The sequence below is a fragment of the Alistipes shahii WAL 8301 genome, assembly GCF_025145845.1.
In the GTDB taxonomy this organism is placed as follows: domain Bacteria; phylum Bacteroidota; class Bacteroidia; order Bacteroidales; family Rikenellaceae; genus Alistipes; species Alistipes shahii.
Genome location: NZ_CP102253.1, coordinates 2050011 through 2070501, shown reverse-complemented (window position 1 = coordinate 2070501; position 20491 = coordinate 2050011). Strand labels below are relative to the sequence as shown.

The window sequence follows — 20491 nt, the reverse complement described above, 5'->3', positions numbered from 1 at the left end:
CGAATGTCAGAAGTACGCTTGAATGCTTATCGAATCATGTGGTTGTTTGTCTTTTTTGATTTGCCAACCAATACAAAAACGGAACGACGTCATGCGGCGCAATTTCGCAAGGCGTTGGAAAAAGATGGTTTCACAATGATGCAGTATTCAGTCTATGTGCGCCATTGTGCATCGAAGGAGAATATGCAGGTTCACATTAAGCGGGTTCGACGATCGATGCCTCCGACAGGATTTACAAGTATTCTTGCTGTAACGGACAAACAGTATGGAGACATATTAAATTTTTGGGGTAAAAGCGAACGAGCAAAACCGGAAATTCCGCAACAATTGGAATTTTTCTGATAAATCGTTATTTTCGTTCTTTGAAATACGGAAAATGCATCAAACTGGCTTCGTCGGAACACCCGATCGTATTTTTATAGTGGCAGACAGCCCGTAAGTAACACTTTATCAATCAATATGAGGCCCGACGTTGTGGTTTGATGTAGAATTTCGATAAGATACAACTGAGTGGCCGAGCTTATGGCGAACTCGCTGTTGTGGTTTGATGTAGAATTTCGATAAGATACAACATCCCAGTAAGCAAGAAGAGTGTCGGCGTGTTGTGGTTTGATGTAGAATTTCGATAAGATACAACACAAGGCGAACGTATCAAGAGATCGCTGCTGTTGTGGTTTGATGTAGAATTTCGATAAGATACAACGATATAGGAAAGCATGTATATCATTTATCGTTGTGGTTTGATGTAGAATTTCGATAAGATACAACTCAGGCGACTCTTTTTGTGCCCTTGGGTAAGTTGTGGTTTGATGTAGAATTTCGATAAGATACAACAACTCGTCCGGGATATTATACCGCGCCTTGTTGTGGTTTGATGTAGAATTTCGATAAGATACAACCGATGATGCAACAGGTAACTGCGACGATTGGTTGTGGTTTGATGTAGAATTTCGATAAGATACAACGGAATGCCGTGGATACAGGTCCATCGCCTTGTTGTGGTTTGATGTAGAATTTCGATAAGATACAACGCGCCCCCTTACGTAATTGAACGGCTTGAAGTTGTGGTTTGATGTAGAATTTCGATAAGATACAACGATGATCTACACGGAGAAGAGCAAAGGCGTGTTGTGGTTTGATGTAGAATTTCGATAAGATACAACAGGATACTGCGTAAAATACGTAAGTAAGGTGTTGTGGTTTGATGTAGAATTTCGATAAGATACAACTCGGCCGTCCTTAACGGCAGCGCGAGGATAGTTGTGGTTTGATGTAGAATTTCGAGTGGCAAATGTCGTTTTCGCTATTGGATTACGCCCCATTCCAAGGTGATAACATTTGGATTGGTGAGTCTCCAATGCAACGACAACATCACGCAGGCTCTCACGGTTACAGAGTTGTCCGAACATGAGTGCCATGAGCTGATTCCAGCAGGTGAAGTTCTTGACATACCTGTTCCCATCATACTTGTCAACCAGGTGACGGAACTTGTTGTTGTCGAGAAATGCAACCAATTGAGCGAATACATATTTGTCTTTGTTCATAGAGCAGTCCCTTTATGGGCTGCAAAATTACAAATTCAAATCGTCGCACATGAAAAATTACTTCTAATAGACTATGTTTCAACTATTTCAAAGACCGACTTGCCCGCTTTTACGGGACAGTAGTGCACGATTTTATGTATCACACTCTGTATCACAAACGGCGATTTCAAGGCATTTTGTGTTACACAACGGACATCTGTAACACACGGTAGAAAAAGAAAAACGAGCGATAATTTATTGATTATCACTCGTTTATTAAGAGCGGAAAACGGGACTCGGACCCGCGACCTCAACCTTGGCAAGGTTGCGCTCTACCAACTGAGCTATTTCCGCAAAAGCTATCTTCTCCGCCCCGGGAAAACATCGTTTCCTGCGTTTCGAGACTGCAAATATAAAATGAAAAATTTATTCTGCAAAATTTTTCGGCTACTTTTGTCAAAAACAAAATGTCCCCGGCCGCAAAGCCGGGGACATCCGTATCGGAAACCGCCTTTAGCGGACCATAAACCCTTCGTCGGCACGTGCCGGAATGGGCATCGAAGCGTATACGCCGGTTTCGAGTTTCTCGCGAACGGCCTTGAAAGCCTCAATCGTAACCTTCACATCCTCCAGCGTATGCACCGCCGTCGGGATGATGCGCAGGATGATCTCACCCTTCGGAATCACGGGATAAACCACCATCGAGCAGAAAATACCGTGGTTCTCGCGCAGGTCCACGACCAGATTCGTGGCCTCGGGAATGCCGCCCTTCAGGAAGACGGGCGTCACCGGCGAGTTGGTCACACCGATCTCGAACCCGTTCTCTTTCAGGCTGCTTTGGAGCGCACGGACGTTCTCCCAGAGTTTCTCCTGGAATTCGGGGTGGTTGCGGATCAGCTCCAGACGCTTCAGCGCGCCGATCACCATCGGCATCGGGAGCGACTTGGCGTAAAGCTGCGAACGCATGTTGTAGCGCAGCAGGTTAATCAGCCAGCGGGGACCGCTCACGAAAGCGCCGATCCCGGCCATCGACTTGGCGAAGGTGTTGAAGAGCACGTCCACGCCGTCGACAACGCCGAAATGCGCCGCCGTGCCGCGACCGCCCGGACCCATCGTACCGAAGCCGTGGGCGTCGTCCACCAACAGACGGAACTGGAAATCCTTCTTCAGCGCCACGATCTCGTCGAGCTTGCCCAGGTCGCCCTTCATGCCGAACACGCCCTCGGTGATCACCAGCACGCCGCCGTTCTGCTCCTCGGCCAGATCCGTGGCATGCTGCAACTGCAGACGCAGCGACTCCATGTCGTTATGTCCGAAAACGAAGCGTTTGCCCTTGTGCAGGCGCAGTCCGTCGATGATGCAGGCGTGCGCCTCGGCATCGTAGACGACCACGTCGCGGGGGGTCAGCAGGCAGTCGATGATCGAGATCATGCCCTGGTAACCGAAATTGAGCAGGAAGGCATCCTCCTTGCCGACAAACGCGGCCAGCTCACGCTCCAGACGCTCGTGGTAAACGGTCTGTCCGCTCATCATGCGGGCGCCCATCGGGGCCGCCATGCCGAACTGCGCGGCGCCTTCGGCGTCGGCCTTGCGCACTTCGGGGTGGTTGGCCAGTCCGAGGTAATTGTTCAGGCTCCAGTTGAGCATCTTCTTGCCCCGGAAAACCATGTGGGGACCGATGTCGCCTTCGAGTTTGGGAAAGGCATAATAACCGTGGGCGTACGACATGTACTGACCGATCGGTCCGCCCGCATTTTTCTCGAGGCGTGCAAAAATATCAACCATATTTGTCTTGTAATTATGAGTTTATGTCTCTTTTTTCCGTTTTGGACGCACAAAAGTATACATAAAACGGAATCGGCATTCAAAAGTAGCCGTTTTTTATTCCACAAGGATACGCATTTATACTTATTTTCCGAAGAATCCCGGCAGCACATCCACAAACATACATGGGCAGAAACCGGCAACAATTCAATGTCAATATTTTATGAATCAACAGACAACCTGCTGAAAGACGGTCTTTGTTTGCTCTTCTTTGGTTGCATTCTGTTACTCGTTTGTTACTCAATGGTTCCCTCGTTTTGTTACTTGCTTGTTACTTGCTTGTTACTTGCTTGTTACTCGAAAAATCGAAAAAAGTTGCGGCAGAATCGAATCGTTTTGTTTTTCCTCGAATATAATCTATGAATTTTAAAATAATGGCATATGAAAGAAAAAGAAGTCATAAGATTACGCAGGAAAGCAACCCAATCAGGAGAATCCCTCTACCTCGACATTTATTTCAAAGGAAAACGTCGGTACGAATTTTTGCGTCTGTATCTCATTCCGGAACGGACAAAAGCAGACCGACTCAAAAACGAACAAACACTCCGACTGGCAATTGCAATCAAATCCCGGAGAACGATCGAACTGTTCAACAACAAATACGGATTTGCAACGGAAAAACCGGATGTCAATCTGATAGAGTATATACAACTGGTTGCCGCAAACAAACTGAAACAGGGAAGAATCGGAATCAAGGGAACTTTCGACACTCTGGTTTACCATTTGACAAAATATCATGGGGATAAGATTGCACTGCAAGATATTGACATCCGTTATGTTAAAGGATTCGTACAATACCTGTCGACAGCAATTGCAAGGACAAGTGGTGAGGTATTGAAATCATCATCCCAACACAACATTTACACCAGTCTCAAAATAATCATCCATCAGGCAATCAAGGATGAACTGGTGACATCCGATCCGACCAAATCGGTCGATCCTCCCCGAATGGTTCTACCCCACAAGGAACACCTGACGGAAGAAGAGTTGAAGAGATTGATTCAAACCCCATGTCCGAAAGAGATGGTCAAGAGGTCATTTTTGTTTTGCTGTTTTACCGGATTACGAATTTCGGATGTTCAAAAACTAATATGGAAAGAGGTGGTGACGACCAATAATGAAACCTATATCAACTTTCGGCAGAAAAAAACAAAAATTGAGAATTACGTTCCTTTGTCCGAAAACGCAATATCGGTTCTTCCTTCCAAGAGAGAGAATACAGAGACAGATTCGGTTTTCGATCTACCGAAGGAATCGACAATTCGCAAAGTATTGAAAAAGTGGGTATCGGATTCCGGTATCGACAAACACATCACATTTCATTGTGCAAGACACACCTGCGCAACTCTGTTGCTGAATTCCGGGGTTGACATCTATACCGTCAAGGAGATATTGGGACATACCGATATCGGAACCACCATGCAATATGCAAAGGTCGTTGACAAAACGAAACGAGAAGCAGTCAATAGCATCCCTGTCCTATATTGATCTTTGTTGAACCTGGTGTATTATCTCAAAAAGACCGGGATTGTCGTTACAGTTGACCCGTATCGAGTCGGAACAAGGTGTGACATCGAGTGTTTTAAGTAAATTGTTGCAACATGACAAAAATCGTAGGGAATAACAATAGTCGAGATTCAAAGTTCGGAGACGATTGAACCTGCAATTCAGAACCGTAAGGAAATGACACAACATTATATCGAGGTGGGACAATTCACATCCGGGACAAAACAAATAATTCAGTTTATAGTGATTCCGTAATTCGAGTTTTTTGACGGGATTCCATCCGCAATTCAAATAGGTCAGATTCGGGAACGATTCGATCCCTGCAAACGACTCGATCCCTCGGTGGGAACAATCTATCTTCGTAATTCGTAAAGTATCGTAGGGGGAGATTTTGCCATCTTTATCGACGATGAGATCATAGGTACTGACCAGATAATCGAAGAAATTGGAATCGGGGATACGAACTCCGTATCGATAAGTTCGTTCGGTGACTTTGTAAGTAGGAAAATCCATAGGTAAATTCGTTTTTTTGTATTTATCGAACGAAAAACCGGAAACATACAGAGAAGATACTGAAAGTAAAATAGTGATTTTTTGGAATATTCGGGTTAAATTTGTTCTGCAATACCCCGTTGAGTGTATTGATATTAGCAAACATTTTTATAGCTTTGTGGTGTTCCCGTGGGAACAACATATTATTGATGAAAGTGTTTTGCTTTTATCCTTGACAGGAAATCTGACAGTTTTCAAGAATACAAGGATAACAATAACACTCATCACTTGTATAGCTATGTATCGTTCGGATATATACTATTCAAGTGTGGGGTATTGTTTATTTGTATTCGGGTTTTGTCAGAACCTCCTGTCAGATAAACAAATAACTCCACACTTTCTTTTTTGATTGAATCCACCATTTGGGAGTTGAATGGTAACTACAATTTGAATGTTCAACCAATTCAAACAATAGTTGCTATGAAAAAAATTCTATCGGTATTTTGTATTGCCACATTGTTATTTGCAAGTTGCAGTGATGAGTATGAAGACAGTAAACTGTGGCAAAATGTCAACGATCTGAAAGATCGGATTGCATCCTTGGAGAAAACGGTACAGACTATGAACTCGGACATCGGTTCAATTCAGAGTATTGTCGATGCAATCAATGCAAGGGATTACATTGTCAAAATAGAAGAACTTGCAGACAAGAGTGGATATACAATCACTTTTGCAAAAGGGAATACCATTACCATTAAACATGGCAAGGACGGAATCGATGGCAAAGATTCCCATATTATCGGTATTGACATCTACGAAGGTATCTATTATTGGACAATCACAACCAATGGAAACAAGACTTGGTTGTTGGATAACGATGGAAACAAACTGAAAGTTTCCGGAGTAGATGGCAAAACTGCATATGATCTTGCAGTTGAAAAAGGTTATAAGGGGACATTGGAGGAGTGGTTGGAATCATTGAAAGGTTCAGGTTCCGAAGGGAAATCTGCATATGAACTTGCTGTTGAAAAAGGATATGAGGGGACATTGGACGAGTGGTTGGAATCATTGAAAGGATCGAATGGTTCCGACGGACAAGATGGATCGAATGGCAAATCTGCATACGAACTGGCAGTCGAGAAAGGATATTCCGGAACCATCGAAGAATGGCTGGAATCCTTGAATGGAACCGATGGTAAGGATGGTTCTGATGGAGAAAACGGCAAAGATGGTATTACTCCGATTTTGGGTGTCGATTCCGAAGGATATTGGACAATCGACATGGGGAATGGTGTTCAGAGACTGAAAGATGCAAACGGAGAAGATGTAAAAGCAATCGGACAGGATGGAACAGACGGTAAAGATGGGGTTGACGGTAGTTCTTTCTTCAACAATGTCCGTTATGACGATAATTTCGTGTATTTTACATTCACCGATGGAAAAACGGTATCCATTCCCTTATCCAAAGGTGTATCTTTCACGGTAATAGGAGTTTCGGCAGAACAATCATTCGAATACGGGGAAACAAGAACGTTTGATATTGTACAGAACAATATTGCTAAAATTTCAATCTCGAAACCTGACGGATGGAAAGTTTCTGTTCTTGGTGATATAATGACTGTTATTGCACCTCCCCAAGAGAATACTTTTGCAGAAGAGAGTGGTGAAATTGCAATTACTGCAATGGGTACGGACTCCAAGAGTTTTGTCATGTTCTTGTTTTCCGTAAAAGTTGAACCATACATCCAGTTCAAAGATTCTAAATTTGAGGAGTATATCCTTGCAAATTTTGATAAAGATGGCAATGGTTCTATCAGTCAATCAGAAGCAAATGAAATTATTTCCATCAATTGTAATAACATGGGAATCGAATCATTAGATGAAATCAAACAATTTCTCAACCTTAAAGTATTATATTTTTTTAAGAATCAAGTAACATCATTGGACGTTAAAGATTGTAAGAATTTAACAACTCTTGGTTGTATTGACAATCCAATAACTTCATTAGATGTTAGTCAGTGTATTAATTTGGCTATATTGCAATGTGGAAGTTCATATGGAAGTCCAAAATATTTAAAATCATTAAAAGTAAATAAAACAATAAAACATATTGATTGTAGATGGTCTCTTATAACATCATTAGATGCAAGCAATTGTATTAAATTAGAACAGATATATGTCCCAGACAACAAATTGAAAACCTTATCTCTGAATAATTGCACTCAATTGAATTCTATTATTTGTTATACCAATGAGATACCAGAACTTAATATAGAAGGTTGTATCAATATAACAGACATCGATTGTCGTTATAATGCACTTACAACTTTGGATGTGAGTGGATGTCCGAATTTGGAAAGTTTGACTTGCGATAACAATCCGAACCTTACATTATATTTTAAGACCGGTCAGTTTATTGAAAATTTAACCAAAGACGTACATACTCAAATTGTCTATAAATAGAATTGACAATTACATCTTATGGAAAACGATTCTGTGAAACATCATCGTTTTCACAACCGAACGTACCGATAATCAAACAAATGTAATCTACAAGTGAATATCAATAGCAATTCCAATTCGTTTCATTTTTTGAATTGATATTCACAACAAAAATCAATTGAAAAACCGAGAAAAATTCGTCAAAAAATGATTGATTTTTCTCGGTTTTTCTTGTAATTGTATATTTGTTTACACCCCCTCAACGAGTGTATTCAACTCCTCGATAAGAGGACTACGGACTACTCCTATCGAATTGTTTTGCATCAATTCTTTGGTTTGACGTTTGATTTCCGAACGTTGTCGTTTATCCAGTCTCCCTGTGTTGTATTGTTGGTCCAATTTTTTGAAGAACTCGTTCATCCCTCCCTGTTGTTCGACCAACAATAATATTCCGATTTTGTTCAAGTCTCTAATCCCTTTGCAATCGGTAATGTCGATCTCATATTCATTTTGCTTGACAATCTTTCGGTATTCCGATTTCCAGTAATCGACAATTCGATTGTAAAATTCGACATCATACAACATCGGAACAGTCACCTTGTTCACTTTGAAAATTTGTTTGATGCGATTTTTCAAACGAAGTTCATACCGCAATAAATTTTTGTTTTGATATTCCGGTGGAACGTAATCTTTGCGATTGGTTGTTTCCTTGATCTTGTCGTAGAACACCAATTGTTTTTTGTCGGAGACCGAACTGTAATACAATCCTTCGACCCCCTTGTAGAACATCTGTTCCAAACGTTTGTAGTAAGGTAAGTTCCCCAAATGATAGAAATAAGATTCCGGAGGATAGGTAACATCGAAATTGTATGCAACATCCATCCGGGAAACGGTTGCATTGTTCAACGAGATATGCAACGTGTCAGACAATTTTTCAAATGCAAGTCGGGTGTCAGTCCTCGTAAAGTTGACAATATTGTTCCCGTAAAGGAACTTGCAAAGACTGCCGTTGCCGATGGATACTCCTTGTGTCGTTGTTCGGATAGTCAGGTTGTCAATATGGGAGGTATATGTGGTTCCATATCGGGATGTGGTTGTATCGACATTCAGATCACGAGTAACCGTCTTGACAAAATTCAATTGGTGGGTATCAATCGATTTAAGATTTATATTGATAGTATCGAACATGATTCAAACAAATATTTTGTATTAAAAACAATATTAATATGTGCAACGGATTCGTCGGAGGTCATCGAGTAATTCCCGGTACAAATCCACTGCATGATATTGATGTTGTTCGTCATGGTCGTTCGATACGTTGATTTATAATATATATTCGTCATCGTACTCCTCCCTTATTTTTCAAATTGTACAACGTTGCTTTTTGCTGTGTTTCTTCGACGGTATCCTGTCGGTTCTGCAACAACCAATTCTCTACCTCCTCCTTGTCGAAGAAAATTTTTTTGCCGTTCGGTTTATGAAACGGGATCACCCGTTCACTGGTCAGGTGATACAAGTAGTCTTTACTCAATCCGTACATCAACGATACTTCGTCGGGTGTCAATACGGTTTTGTTGTTCAACAACAACAATTGTTTAATCTCTTGTAGTTCAGTTTGTAATTCTGTTCTCATATTTATGAAATTTTAATTTTTAATTAATATTTATATATAGTATATCATCGGTTTTTGCTTTTGATTAAAAAATTGCAACAAAAAATCCCCGACCAGTCAAGGTTGAGGATTTGTAAGAATCTATGTATTAATATCTTATATTTGTGAAAAAATCATTGAAATTAGATATTTTTGTTACCAGTTTGTTACTCGAAACAAAGACACAAAAGCACAACTATATGATTAACAATACATTGGATGCAAATTTTCAAATTTATACCTATTTATACTTATTTCAGTCCTAAATAAGGAAAAGGGCCGCCGACGGCGGCCCGGGAACGGAGTTTTTCAACGCCGCCGGTCGATCGCATCGACGATCACCGCCACGGCGCCGTCGCCCGTCACGTTGGTCGCCGTTCCGAAGCTGTCCATGGCGATGTAGGTGGCGATCATCAGCCCCGCGAGGGTCTCGTCGAAACCGAGCATCGACTCCAACAGTCCCAGCGCCGCCATGATCGCCCCTCCCGGCACGCCCGGAGCCGCCACCATCGTCACGGCCAGCAGCAGGATGAACCCCGCGAAGGTCGACGCCGGAATGTCCAGCCCGGCTATCATCGACACGGCCAGCGCACAGGCCGTGATCTTCATCATCGAACCCGAGAGGTGGATCGTGGCGCACAGCGGCACGACGAACGACGCCAGTTCGGGCCGCACGCCGAGCTTCACGGTCTGGGCCAGCGTCACGGGGATCGTCGCGGCGGACGACTGCGTTCCGAGGGCCGTCATGTAGGCGGTGAGCATCGTGCGGAGCATCTTCAGCGGATTTTTACGCGCCGCAAGCCCCGCGACGGAGAACTGCACGAGAAGCAGCACGACCGTCATGCAGAAGATCACCGCGATCAGTTTCACGAAGACGTCCAGCACCCCGGCCACCTGCCCCGACTGGGTCATCGACAGAAAGATGCCGAAAATGTAGAAGGGCAGCAGCGGAATGATGACGCGCAGAATCACCAGCTCGATGATCCGCTTGAAATCGTCCATCGCCGCCTTGAGCGTCACCGAACGGATATAGGCCATGCCCAGCCCCAGCACGAAGGCGAGGACCAGCGCCGACATCACACCCATCACGGGAGGCATTTCGACCGTGAAATAGGGCGCAAGGGCCGCCCCTTCCTCGGGCAATACGGCGGCGGAGCCTTCGAGCAGCGCCGGAAAGAGAAGCCGCCCCGTCAGATAGGTCCCGAACCCCGAAAAGAGCGTGAAGGCATAGGCCAGCGCGGCGGTCAGGGCCAGCAGACGCCCGGCGTTCCGGCCCAGATCGGCGATGCCCGGAGCCACCAGCCCGAGAATCAGCAGCGGAATGGCGAATCCCAGAAACTGCCCGAAAATCGCATTGAAGGTCAGCGCGATGCGCGTCGCCCAGCCGGGGAGGAAGAATCCGCAGGCGACGCCCAGCGCAATGGCCAGCACGACGCGCGGCAAAAGTCCGAATTTGAATTTCATAAAACGGTATTTTGGTAAAATTAGGAATTAATTTTGAATTCCTAATTCTTAATTCTTAATTTCGCACCATGACAGCGCTATTTCACGACATTATCTTCGGCCCGGTGCATTCGCGGCGACTGGGCCTTTCGCTGGGAGTCAACCTGCTCCCGCTCTCCTCGAAACTCTGCTCGTTCGACTGCATCTACTGCGAGTGCGGCTGGAATGCCGAGCACCCGGGCGGACGACGCTTCAACAGCCGCGAGGACGTGCGCACGCAGCTCGAAGCCACCCTGCGGCGCATGGTGGCCGACTCCACGCCGCCCGACGTGATCACCTTCGCCGGCAACGGCGAACCGACCATGCACCCCGATTTCGAAGCCGTCATCGGCGACACGATCGCCCTGCGCGACGCGCTGTGCCCCGCGGCGAAGGTCTCGGTGCTCTCCAACGCCACGCAGATCCACCGCGACAGCGTCCGCCGCGCCCTGCTGCGCGTGGACAACAACATCCTCAAACTCGATTCGGCGTTCGACGCGACGGTGCGGCGGATGAACAACCCGCAAAGCGCGTCCTACACGGTGCGGGGCATCGTCGAAGCGATGAAACGCTTCGACGGGCGCATGATTCTGCAAACGATGTTCCTGCGCGGGGAGTGCGGCGGACAGCCCGTCGACAACACCACCGAAGAGGAAGTCTCGGCCTGGCTCCGGCTCGTCGCCGAAATCCGCCCGCGGCAGGTGATGGTCTACTCGCTCGACCGCGACACCCCCTGCCCGACGCTCGAAAAAGTCACCAAAGAGGAGTTGCAGGCCATCGCCGCGCGCGTCGAAGCGCTCGGCATCCCCTGCTCCGTAGCTTAACGCCCGAACGCCATGCAGCTGCTTCTCTCCTGCGCCAAGACGATGACGGAGCGCAGTTCCGTCCCGACGCCCCGCACGACCCGGCCCGCCTACCGCAGCGAGGCCTCCGAACTGGCCGCCGGGCTGGCGACGCTCCCGACCGACGAACTGGCCCGGCTCCTGCGCGTCAACCGCCGTATCGCCGCCGAAAACCGCCTGCGCTACGGCCGCTTCCACGGCGACGACGATGCGGCGATCCCGGCCCTTACGGCCTACACGGGAATCGTCTTCAAACGCATCGACCCGGCGAGTTTCACCGACGCCGATTTCGAATACGCCCAACGGCACCTCAACATCACCTCGTTCCTCTACGGACTGCTCCGCCCGCTGGACGCCATCCGCACCTACCGGCTCGAAGGCGACGCCGTACTGCCCGGCCGCGGCGACGAAACGATGTTTTCCTACTGGCAAAGCCGGCTGACCGACGACCTGCTGGGCCGGATTCACGCCGACGACGGCATCCTGGTCAACCTGGCGAGCGGAGAGATGAAGCGTCTGTTCGACTGGAAACGCATCTGCCGCGAAGCGCGGGTCATCACGCCCGAATTCCGCGTCCGCGAGGGCGACCGGCTGAAAACCGTCGTGGTCTATACGAAAATGTGCCGCGGAGAGATGACGCGGCATATCCTGAAAAACCGCATCGCCGATCCCGCGACGCTCCGGTCGTTCGAATGGGAAGGCTTCCGCCTGGACCCGGCCCTCTCGAAAGGCGACGACTGGGTGTTCACGCTCTGACAAATGCCTTTACGGCGAAGACGGCGGAGTTCCCCGCCCCTGATCCACGAACAACAGTTACCCGGTGCGGCAGCCCCGCGCTTCGGCCGGCCGCAGGTCGAACACGGCGACAGGCATGCGGTCGGTGCGGTCCGAAGCCGCCGCGACAGCCACCGCACCCAGAATCAAAAGGGCGGCAGCAAGCAATAAAATGACGATTTTCATTTCCCGGTCGTTTTGGGAAGCCATCACACAGAATTTGTGCCGAAAAAATGCGTTGCGGAAAATTTACGCGCGGGTATCGAGCAGGGCGCGCAGAATGCCCTCCTCGTCGTAGCCGCACAGGGCGTACAACTGCCCGGGCGTGCCGTGTTCGACCCACTCGTCGCCGATGCCGAGCCGCTGCACCCGCACGTCGTAGCCGCGGCCGTTGAAGAACGCCGCGACGGCTTCGCCGACGCCTCCGCGCAGCGAACCGTCCTCGACCGTGACCACACGGCGGAACTTACGCCCCACTTCGTCCAGCAACGCTTCATCCAGCGGTTTCACGAACCGCAGGTCGTAATGCGCGACGCTCACGCCTTCCGCGGCAGCGCGTCCGGCGGCCCGTGCGGCGGCGTTGCCGACGGTCCCCACGGTCAACAGCGCCACGTCTGCGCCCTCGCGCAGGCGGCGGCCACGTCCGACGGGCAGCGTCTCGAACTTCTCGCCGCGCCACGGCAAGCCCTCGCCGTGCCCCCGCGGATAGCGGATCATAAAGGGATGTCCCGATCCGAGGGCCGTATACATCATGTTGCGCAGTTCGGGTTCGTTCATCGGCGCGGCGATCGTCAGTCCCGGCACGGCGCCGAAAGCGGCCATGTCGAAGACCCCGTGGTGCGTCACCCCGTCCTCGCCCACCAGGCCGCCCCGGTCGAGACACATCACCACCGGAAGATCCTGAATCGCAACGTCGTGGATCACATTGTCGTAGGCCCGTTGCATGAAACTCGAATAAATGTTGCAGAAGGGAACCATGCCTGCCGCGGCCAGTCCGGCCGAAAAGGTCACGGCATGCCCTTCGGCGATGCCCACGTCGAAACAGCGGCCGGGCATCTCGCGCAGCAGAATGTTCATCGAACAGCCCGACGGCATGGCGGGCGTGACGCCCACGACGCGCTCGTCGCGGCGCGCCAGTTCCAGCAGGGTTTCGCCGAACACGTCCTGATAACGCGCTGCGCCGCCCGGAGCCGAAATCCGCTCGCCCGTATCGGGATTGAAACGCCCCGGGGCGTGCCAGGCGGGCTGGTCGTGCTCGGCCGGCAGGTAGCCCTTGCCCTTGACCGTCATCACGTGCAGCAGTTTAGGCCCCTCGATGTCGCGCAACGCCCGAAGCGTCCGCACCAACTCCTTGAGGTTGTGACCGTCCACCGGACCGAAATAACGGAAATTGAGACTTTCGAAAAAATTGCTCTTGTTCAGCAGCCCCTGCTTCACGGCGTTGCCCGCCTTCTGGCAGAGCCGCAGCAGCCGCGGCGTATGCGACATCAGCCCCCACAGCCGTTGTTTGAAACGGTTGTAGTGCACCGAAGTCGAGATTTTCAGCAGGTAGTTTTTCAGCGCTCCCGTGGCCTGGTCGATGGCCATGTTGTTGTCGTTGAGAATCACCAGCAGGTTGGTGCGCTTCGAGGCCCCGGCGTTGTTCAGCCCCTCGAACGCAAGCCCTCCGGTCATCGAGCCGTCGCCGATCACGGCCACGACCTGCCGCTTCTCGCCGCGCAGTTCGGCGGCCTTGGCCATGCCGAACGCCGCGGAGATCGACACCGAAGCGTGCCCGCCCCCGAAAGAATCGTATTCACTCTCGGACATGCGCGGAAAACCGCTGATGCCGTTCAGCTGCCGTTTGGTTTTAAACGCCTCGCGGCGTCCCGTGATGATCTTGTGGGCGTAGGTCTGATGGCCGACGTCCCAGACGATCCGGTCCTCCGGGGTGTCGAAGACGTAATGCAGGGCCGCAGCCAGTTCCACGGCCCCGAGGCTCGATGCCAGGTGGCCCGGATTGACCGCACACTCGTCGATGATGTAACGCCTCAGCTCGTCGCAGTAGGCGGACAGCTCCTCCGGCGGGAGTTTTTTCAACTCCCGCGGTGAGGAAATCGTATCGAGCAGTTTATATTCTTCCGACGACATAAGGATTGCAAAGATAGAAAAAAGAACGGACGCCTCCAAAACCGAATCGCGCGCGGCCCGGCAAAACGCTCCGACCGGTAAAAGTGTCGTTACGACACCAAAGATAAGGAATATATATGAATTTTTTCGAAAAAATACCTATCTTCGCACTACGATAAAACGCGACCCACGATGAAATACAAGCGAATACTCCTGAAATTGAGCGGCGAATCGCTGCAAGGCGGACAGAAATACGGGCTTTCCCCCGAGACGCTGCAATCCTACGCCGAGCAGATCAAAGCCGCCGCAGCAACGGGCGTCCAGATCGGCATCGTCATCGGCGGCGGCAACATCTTCCGCGGCCTCACGGGCGCCAAAAAGGGCTTCGACCGCGTGAAGGGCGACCAGATGGGCATGCTCGCCACGATCATCAACTCGCTGGCGCTCCAGTCGGCGCTCGAAGACAACGGCGTCCGATGCAAGGTGCTCACCTCGATCCGCATGGAACCCATCGGCGAATACTACTCCAAAGCCCGTGCCATCGAATACCTCGAAGCGGGCTACGTGGTGATCGTCGGAGGCGGCACGTCGAACCCCTACTTCACGACCGACTCGGCGTCGGCGCTGCGCGGCATCGAGATCGAGGCCGACGTGATGCTGAAGGGCACCCGCGTGGACGGCGTCTACACGGCCGACCCGGAGAAGGACCCCGCAGCGACGAAATTCGACGAAATCACGTTCGAGGAGGTCCTCGACCGCCGTCTGAAGGTCATGGACCTCACGGCCTTCACGCTCTGCCGCGAGAACGGTCTCCGGATCATCGTCTTCGACATGGACACCGCGGGCAACCTCGGCAAGGTCCTTGCCGGGGAGAAGATCGGAACGCTGGTAAAACTGTAAGACTATGGCAACCAAGAAAAGCAACAAATCGCTGTGGGTGATGCTGGCGCTGATCGCCGCGATCATCGCCGTCATCCTGCTGCTGCCCTCGTGCGGCAACCGCAACGCCAAGAAGGGCGCCGAGACGGACGCCGAATCGACAACGCTCGTAAAGGCCGGAGACACGGCTCCGGACTTCACGGTCGAGATGGTCGACGGCAGCTCCGTGACGCTCGGCGACCTGAAGGGCAAAGTCGTGCTGCTCAACTTCTGGGCCACGTGGTGTCCGCCCTGCCGGCAGGAGCTGACCCGCGTGCAGACGGACATCATCGACCGCTTCGCCAGCAAGGAGTTCGTCTTCCTGCCCGTATCGCGCGGCGAGAAACGCGAGGCCGTGGAGGCGTTCCGCGAAAAGACCGGCTACGCCTTCCCGATGGGACTCGACCCCGCACGCACCGTCTACGACCGCTACGCCTCGAACTACATCCCGCGGAACTTCGTGATCGACCGCAAGGGCAAGGTCGTGCTGGCCACGGTGGGCTACGACGAACATGAATTCGAGGAGCTGATCCGCACCATCGAAAAAACACTCGGAAATTAAACCCCAACACTTATGGATACCAAGACGATTCTCAACGAAGCTACGGGCCGCATGCAGAAGGCCATCGACCACCTCGAAGAGGAACTTTTGAACGTTCGCGCCGGCAAGGCGTCGCCCAACGCCCTGAACGGCGTGATGGTCGACTATTTCGGCTCGCAGGTTCCCGTTTCGGGCGCTGCCAGCGTCACCGTACCCGACGCCAGGACCATCCTGATCCAGCCGTGGGACAAGAACATGCTGCGCCCGATCGAGAAGGCCATCATCGACTCGAACATCGGCCTGACGCCCTCGAACAACGGCGAGCAGATCCGCCTGACGATTCCGCCCCTTACGGAGGAGCGCCGCAAAGAGCTGGTGAAGCAGGTGCGCGCCGAAGCGGAGACCGCCCGCATCAGCCTGCGCAACGCCCGCCGCGACGCGGTGGAAGCCTTCAAGAAGGCCCAGAAGGAGGGCATGCCCGAAGACGAATCGAAGGACGGCGAAACGCAGTCGCAAAAACTGCTCGAAAAGTTCTCCAAGACGCTGGACGAAGCGCTTTCGAAGAAGGAGAAGGAGATTATGACGGTCTGACCTGCCGGCTTCCGCAAGACGAAAAGCCCGGCTGGAAATTTATTCCAGCCGGGCTTTTTCCATCCGTTTGTCCGGCAAACCCCGCACGCACGGGCGCGGCAACCCCGCATCGCCCCGGCAAAACCGACAGCGACCGACAAAACCGACAGCGACCGGCGCAGACGGATCGCCTCCGATCGCAAACCCGTCCGCACACATCCACCGTCATCCGCCGCCCATCCACCGTCATCTGCCGCCCATCTGCCGCCCATCCGCCGGACCGTGCCTGTTCCACAACATAAAAAATCCCGGTCTCCAATTGCGGAAACCGGGATTCATCTATTTGCAGCGGCTCAAGCCGCAGGGAATTACTTTACCTTCGGGCCTGCGGTTACGAGCTTCTTGCCCTCCTCGTTGCCCGTGAACTTCACGAAGTTCTTCACGAAGCGGTTGGCCAGATCCTCTGCCTTAACCTCCCAATCCTTGGCGCTCTTGTAGGTGTCGCGCGGATCGAGGATAGCGGGGTCTACGCCCGGCAGGGCGGTCGGAACCACGAAATCGAAGATAGGCATGGTCTTGGTCGGAGCCTTGTCGATCGAACCGTCGAGGATCGCGTCGATGATGCCGCGCGTGTCCTTGATCGAGATACGCTTGCCGGTTCCGTTCCAGCCCGTGTTCACGAGGTAGGCCTTGGCGCCCGACTTCTGCATCTTCTTCACCAGCTCCTCGCCGTACTTGGTGGGGTGCAGCGACAGGAAGGCTGCGCCGAAGCAGGCCGAGAAGGTCGGCGTAGGCTCGGTGATGCCGCGCTCCGTGCCTGCGAGCTTGGCGGTGAAGCCCGAGAGGAAGTAGTACTTCGTCTGCTCGGGGGTCAGGATCGAAACCGGGGGCAGCACGCCGAATGCGTCGGCCGAGAGGAAGATGACCTTCTTGGCGGCCGGAGCCTTCGATACGGGCTTCACGATGTTCTCGATGTGGAAGATCGGGTACGATACGCGGGTGTTCTCCGTAACCGACTTGTCGGCGTAGTCGATCTTGCCCTTCTTGTCCACCGTCACGTTCTCCAGCAGCGCGTTGCGGCGGATGGCGTTCCAGATGTCAGGCTCGTTCTCCTGCGAGAGGTTGATCACCTTGGCGTAGCAGCCGCCCTCGAAGTTGAATACGCCATCGTCGTCCCAGCCGTGCTCGTCGTCGCCGATGAGCTGACGCTTCGGGTCGGTCGAAAGCGTGGTCTTGCCGGTTCCCGACAGGCCGAAGAAGATAGCGGTCTCGCCCTTCTCGTTGGTGTTGGCCGAGCAGTGCATCGAAGCCATGCCCTTCAGCGGAAGCAGGTAGTTCATGTAGGAGAACATGCCCTTCTTCATCTCGCCGCCGTACCAGGTGTTGATGATCACCTGCATCTTCTCGGTGAGGTTGAAGACAACGGCCGTCTCCGAGTTCAGACCCAGCTCCTTGTAGTTCTTCACCTTGGCCTTCGAAGCGTTGAGCACCACGAAGTCGGGCTCGCCGTAATTCTCCAACTCCTCGTCCGTCGGACGGATGAACATGTTCTTCACGAAGTGAGCCTGCCAGGCCACCTCCATGATGAAGCGGATCTTCAGGCGCGAGTTCTCGTTGGCGCCGCAGAACGTGTCCACAACGAAGAGTTTCTTGCCCGAAAGCTCCTCGACGGCGATTTTCTTCAGCTCCTTCCAGGCCTTCTTCGTAACCGGCTTGTTGTCATTCTTATATTCGTCGGAAGTCCACCAGATCGTGTCCTTGGTGGTCTCGTCCATCACGAAAAACTTGTCCTTGGGCGAACGGCCGGTGTAAACGCCGGTCATCACGTTCACGGCGCCGGTCTCGGTCAGCTGACCTTTCTCATAGCCGCGCAGGCCTTTTTTCGTCTCCTCACGGAACAGTTCGTCGTAGGAGGGATTGTACACGATCTCGGTCACGCCCGTGATCCCGTACTTTTTCAGATCCATTTTGTCCATAATTGCAATTTATTTGATTAAAATCCTCTTTTCAACCTGACGTTTCAGTCCGCAGGTCCGGACTTCAACGGCACAAAGGTAGAAAAACTTTCATAATTGTGAAAAAAATAACAGCCGAAATTACAAAAAATATTTATTATTTTTTCCGATAGCGCTATACGCCTCATTGATAGCGTCGTACAACGCCGCCGAAAAGCCCTTCGCAAACCCTTGCGAGGATCGCCCGGCAAAAATTTTGCCGCAATTTATCCGCGCCGGACGGGACGCTCCGGTTTTCTTCCGCCGGTTTTTATCACCTTTGGGGGAGCGCGGATTTTCCGCCCGGAAACAGCCCTCTCCCGGAACACGTTTCCCGCCGACCCGCAACCGCCGGCCCTCCATGAAAACACGGCCGGAAACGACTCCGACGCTCTGCCCGCTGCCGCCCCGTGCGTTCCGGGCGACAGACGGGGAGCATCGCACTGAAAATGAAAAATCGCCGCCCCGACTTCCCGGCCTCCCGCGGGCGGAGGCGGAGCCGCAGCCGGAAAAATTTTCCGAACCGGATACGATTCCGTTTTGCAGTCATCCGTCTTTTTCGTATCTTTGGATAACATGGCCGGACTTTATTTCCACATACCCTTCTGCAAGCGCGTCTGCGCCTACTGCGACTTCTACAAAAGCGTCGACCTGCGCCGCATGGACCCTCTTCTGGAGTCCATGCACCGCGAACTGGACGCCCGGCGGGAATATCTGGGCAGCGAACCGGTGCGCACCCGCTACTTCGGCGGCGGCACCCCCTCGCTGTGCGCCCCGGAGGCCGTCACGGGGCTGCTGGACCATGCCGCAACGCTGTTCGATTGCACTGCGGCGGAGGAGACCACGCTCGAAGCCAATCCCGACGACCTCACCCCCGCCTACCTCGCCGCGCTGCGCCGCGCGGGCGTCAACCGCCTGTCGGTCGGCATCCAGTCGTTCGACGACGCGTGTCTCAAGCTGATGAACCGCCGCCACAACGCTGCGCAAGCCGTCGAGGCCGTGCGGAGCGCGCAGCGCGAAGGTTATGAAAACATCACCGTCGACCTGATTTTCGGCGTCCCGGGTTTCGGGGACGACACGCTGCGCCGCTCGCTCGACAGCGCCCTCGCGCTGGGCGTGCAGCACATTTCGGCATACCATTTGACCGTCGAACCCGGTACGGCCTTCGGACGGCGGGCCGCCCGCGGACAGTTCGCCCCGGTGGACGAAGCCACCAGCGAAACGGAATACGCCCTCGTGCACGAAACGCTGACCGGAGCGGGGTTCGAGCACTACGAGGTTTCGAATTTCGCCCTGCCCGGCTTCCGCGCCCGCCACAACGCGGCCTACTGGCACGGCGTGAAGTACCTCGGCATCGGCCCCGCAGCCCATTCGTTCGACGGCCGGGAACGCCATTGGAACGTCGCCTCGGTGACGGAGTACATCGGCGGCACGCCCGCCGAAGCGGAAACCCTCACCGACCGCGACCGCTTCAACGAATACGTGATGACCCGGCTGCGCACGGCCGAAGGCATCGACCTGCGGGAGGCGGAAAGACTGTTCGGCAAGGAGCGCGCGGCACGGGTCCTGCGCGATGCGGAACCGTGGCTGAAGAGCCGCACGCTCGTTCTCGCAGCGGGACGGATGGCCGTCCCGCCGGCTCGGATGCTGGTCTCCGACGCGGTGATCGAAACGTTTTTCGAAACGGAACCGGACACCGCAACCAAGTGAAACTGAAATGTTAAGTTATTATTAAATATTTTTATAAACATCCACTCCCGATTGTTTAATATAAATATAAGTGTTACCTTTGCGGCCGAATTCTTCTTCGGTTCGTCACGAAA

Annotated in this window: 16 protein-coding genes, 1 tRNA gene, 1 pseudogene and 1 CRISPR repeat array; of the genes and pseudogenes, 9 read left to right on the top strand and 9 right to left on the bottom strand. The window is 52.1% G+C overall.

The genetic code is table 11. From position 1 onward, the window contains the following. Positions 1–3: 3 nt before the first annotated feature. Complete coding sequence (gene cas2, locus NQ492_RS08840; RefSeq protein WP_044054107.1) at positions 4–342, top strand: CRISPR-associated endonuclease Cas2; 339 nt, start codon at positions 4–6, stop codon at positions 340–342. A gap of 129 nt (positions 343–471) precedes the next feature. Next, positions 472–1229: a CRISPR direct-repeat array (repeat unit 36 nt; unit sequence GTTGTGGTTTGATGTAGAATTTCGATAAGATACAAC). A gap of 33 nt (positions 1230–1262) precedes the next feature. On the opposite strand, the pseudogene NQ492_RS08835 reads toward cas2, so the two are convergent. From NQ492_RS08835 to NQ492_RS08825, 3 genes and pseudogenes are all read right to left on the bottom strand, one after another. Beyond that, a pseudogene (locus NQ492_RS08835) lies at positions 1263–1544 on the bottom strand (DUF4372 domain-containing protein); the annotation flags it as partial. A 260-nt stretch (positions 1545–1804) separates the two neighbouring features. After that, positions 1805–1877, bottom strand: a tRNA-Gly gene (locus NQ492_RS08830). Between the two features lie 159 nt (positions 1878–2036). Continuing rightward, the gene (locus NQ492_RS08825) at positions 2037–3308 is read right to left on the bottom strand and encodes an aminotransferase class I/II-fold pyridoxal phosphate-dependent enzyme (protein ID WP_015546483.1); all 1272 of its coding nucleotides are present in this window, start codon (positions 3306–3308) and stop codon (positions 2037–2039) included. Between the two features lie 420 nt (positions 3309–3728). Between NQ492_RS08825 and NQ492_RS08820 the strand changes: the two genes are divergently transcribed. Together NQ492_RS08820 and NQ492_RS08815 are read left to right on the top strand one after the other, a co-directional pair. After that, entirely contained in the window at positions 3729–4835 is a 1107-nt protein-coding gene (locus tag NQ492_RS08820; protein WP_015546484.1) for a site-specific integrase, read from the top strand. Between the two features lie 990 nt (positions 4836–5825). Continuing rightward, positions 5826–7808: a PL29 family lyase N-terminal domain-containing protein gene (locus tag NQ492_RS08815; protein WP_015546485.1), complete on the top strand. Its 1983-nt coding sequence runs from the start codon at positions 5826–5828 to the stop codon at positions 7806–7808. Positions 7809–8036: 228 nt separating this feature from the next. Here NQ492_RS08815 and NQ492_RS08810 read toward each other — a convergent pair whose 3' ends face one another. The 3 genes from NQ492_RS08810 to NQ492_RS08800 form a co-directional block, all read right to left on the bottom strand. Then, positions 8037–8975 (bottom strand): phage/plasmid replication domain-containing protein, encoded by a 939-nt coding sequence (locus NQ492_RS08810; protein ID WP_015546486.1) that lies wholly within the window; start codon positions 8973–8975, stop codon positions 8037–8039. Between the two features lie 151 nt (positions 8976–9126). Continuing rightward, positions 9127–9420, bottom strand: a complete 294-nt coding sequence (locus NQ492_RS08805; protein WP_015546487.1) for a helix-turn-helix domain-containing protein — start codon at positions 9418–9420, stop codon at positions 9127–9129. Between the two features lie 327 nt (positions 9421–9747). Further along, positions 9748–10902 carry a dicarboxylate/amino acid:cation symporter gene (locus NQ492_RS08800; RefSeq protein ID WP_149886890.1) on the bottom strand — a complete coding sequence of 385 codons (1155 nt, stop codon included), beginning with the start codon at positions 10900–10902 and terminating at the stop codon, positions 9748–9750. Between the two features lie 68 nt (positions 10903–10970). On the opposite strand from NQ492_RS08800, the gene NQ492_RS08795 reads away from it, so the two are divergent. Both NQ492_RS08795 and NQ492_RS08790 read left to right on the top strand, forming a co-directional pair. After that, a complete protein-coding gene (locus NQ492_RS08795) occupies positions 10971–11744 on the top strand; it encodes a radical SAM protein (protein ID WP_044054726.1) in 774 nt (257 codons plus the stop codon). A 12-nt stretch (positions 11745–11756) separates the two neighbouring features. Further along, positions 11757–12518, top strand: a complete 762-nt coding sequence (locus NQ492_RS08790; RefSeq protein WP_015546490.1) for a YaaA family protein — start codon at positions 11757–11759, stop codon at positions 12516–12518. 57 nt (positions 12519–12575) lie between these two features. On the opposite strand, the gene NQ492_RS08785 is transcribed toward NQ492_RS08790, so the two are convergent. Both NQ492_RS08785 and dxs read right to left on the bottom strand, forming a co-directional pair. Further along, the gene (locus NQ492_RS08785; protein WP_157359458.1) at positions 12576–12722 is read right to left on the bottom strand and encodes a hypothetical protein; all 147 of its coding nucleotides are present in this window, start codon (positions 12720–12722) and stop codon (positions 12576–12578) included. 63 nt (positions 12723–12785) lie between these two features. Next, on the bottom strand, positions 12786–14666 hold the full coding sequence (gene dxs, locus NQ492_RS08780; protein WP_217727588.1) for a 1-deoxy-D-xylulose-5-phosphate synthase: 1881 nt from the start codon (positions 14664–14666) through the stop codon (positions 12786–12788). Positions 14667–14837: 171 nt separating this feature from the next. Here dxs and pyrH point away from each other — a divergent pair, with 171 nt between their 5' ends. The 3 genes from pyrH to frr are packed head-to-tail and all read left to right on the top strand — an operon-like array spanning position 14838 to position 16695. Continuing rightward, complete coding sequence (pyrH, locus tag NQ492_RS08775) at positions 14838–15545, top strand: UMP kinase (RefSeq protein WP_015546492.1); 708 nt, start codon at positions 14838–14840, stop codon at positions 15543–15545. 4 nt (positions 15546–15549) lie between these two features. Beyond that, positions 15550–16125 (top strand): TlpA family protein disulfide reductase, encoded by a 576-nt coding sequence (locus NQ492_RS08770; protein WP_015546493.1) that lies wholly within the window; start codon positions 15550–15552, stop codon positions 16123–16125. A 12-nt stretch (positions 16126–16137) separates the two neighbouring features. Continuing rightward, positions 16138–16695 (top strand): ribosome recycling factor, encoded by a 558-nt coding sequence (gene frr / locus NQ492_RS08765; RefSeq protein ID WP_015546494.1) that lies wholly within the window; start codon positions 16138–16140, stop codon positions 16693–16695. 347 nt (positions 16696–17042) lie between these two features. On the opposite strand, the gene pckA is transcribed toward frr, so the two are convergent. After that, entirely contained in the window at positions 17043–18650 is a 1608-nt protein-coding gene (gene pckA / locus NQ492_RS08760) for a phosphoenolpyruvate carboxykinase (ATP) (protein ID WP_015546495.1), read from the bottom strand. 594 nt (positions 18651–19244) lie between these two features. On the opposite strand from pckA, the gene hemW reads away from it, so the two are divergent. Next, positions 19245–20378, top strand: coding sequence for a radical SAM family heme chaperone HemW (hemW, locus tag NQ492_RS08755; protein WP_015546496.1), 1134 nt, complete (start codon positions 19245–19247; stop codon positions 20376–20378). The last annotated feature ends 113 nt before the right edge of the window (positions 20379–20491 follow it).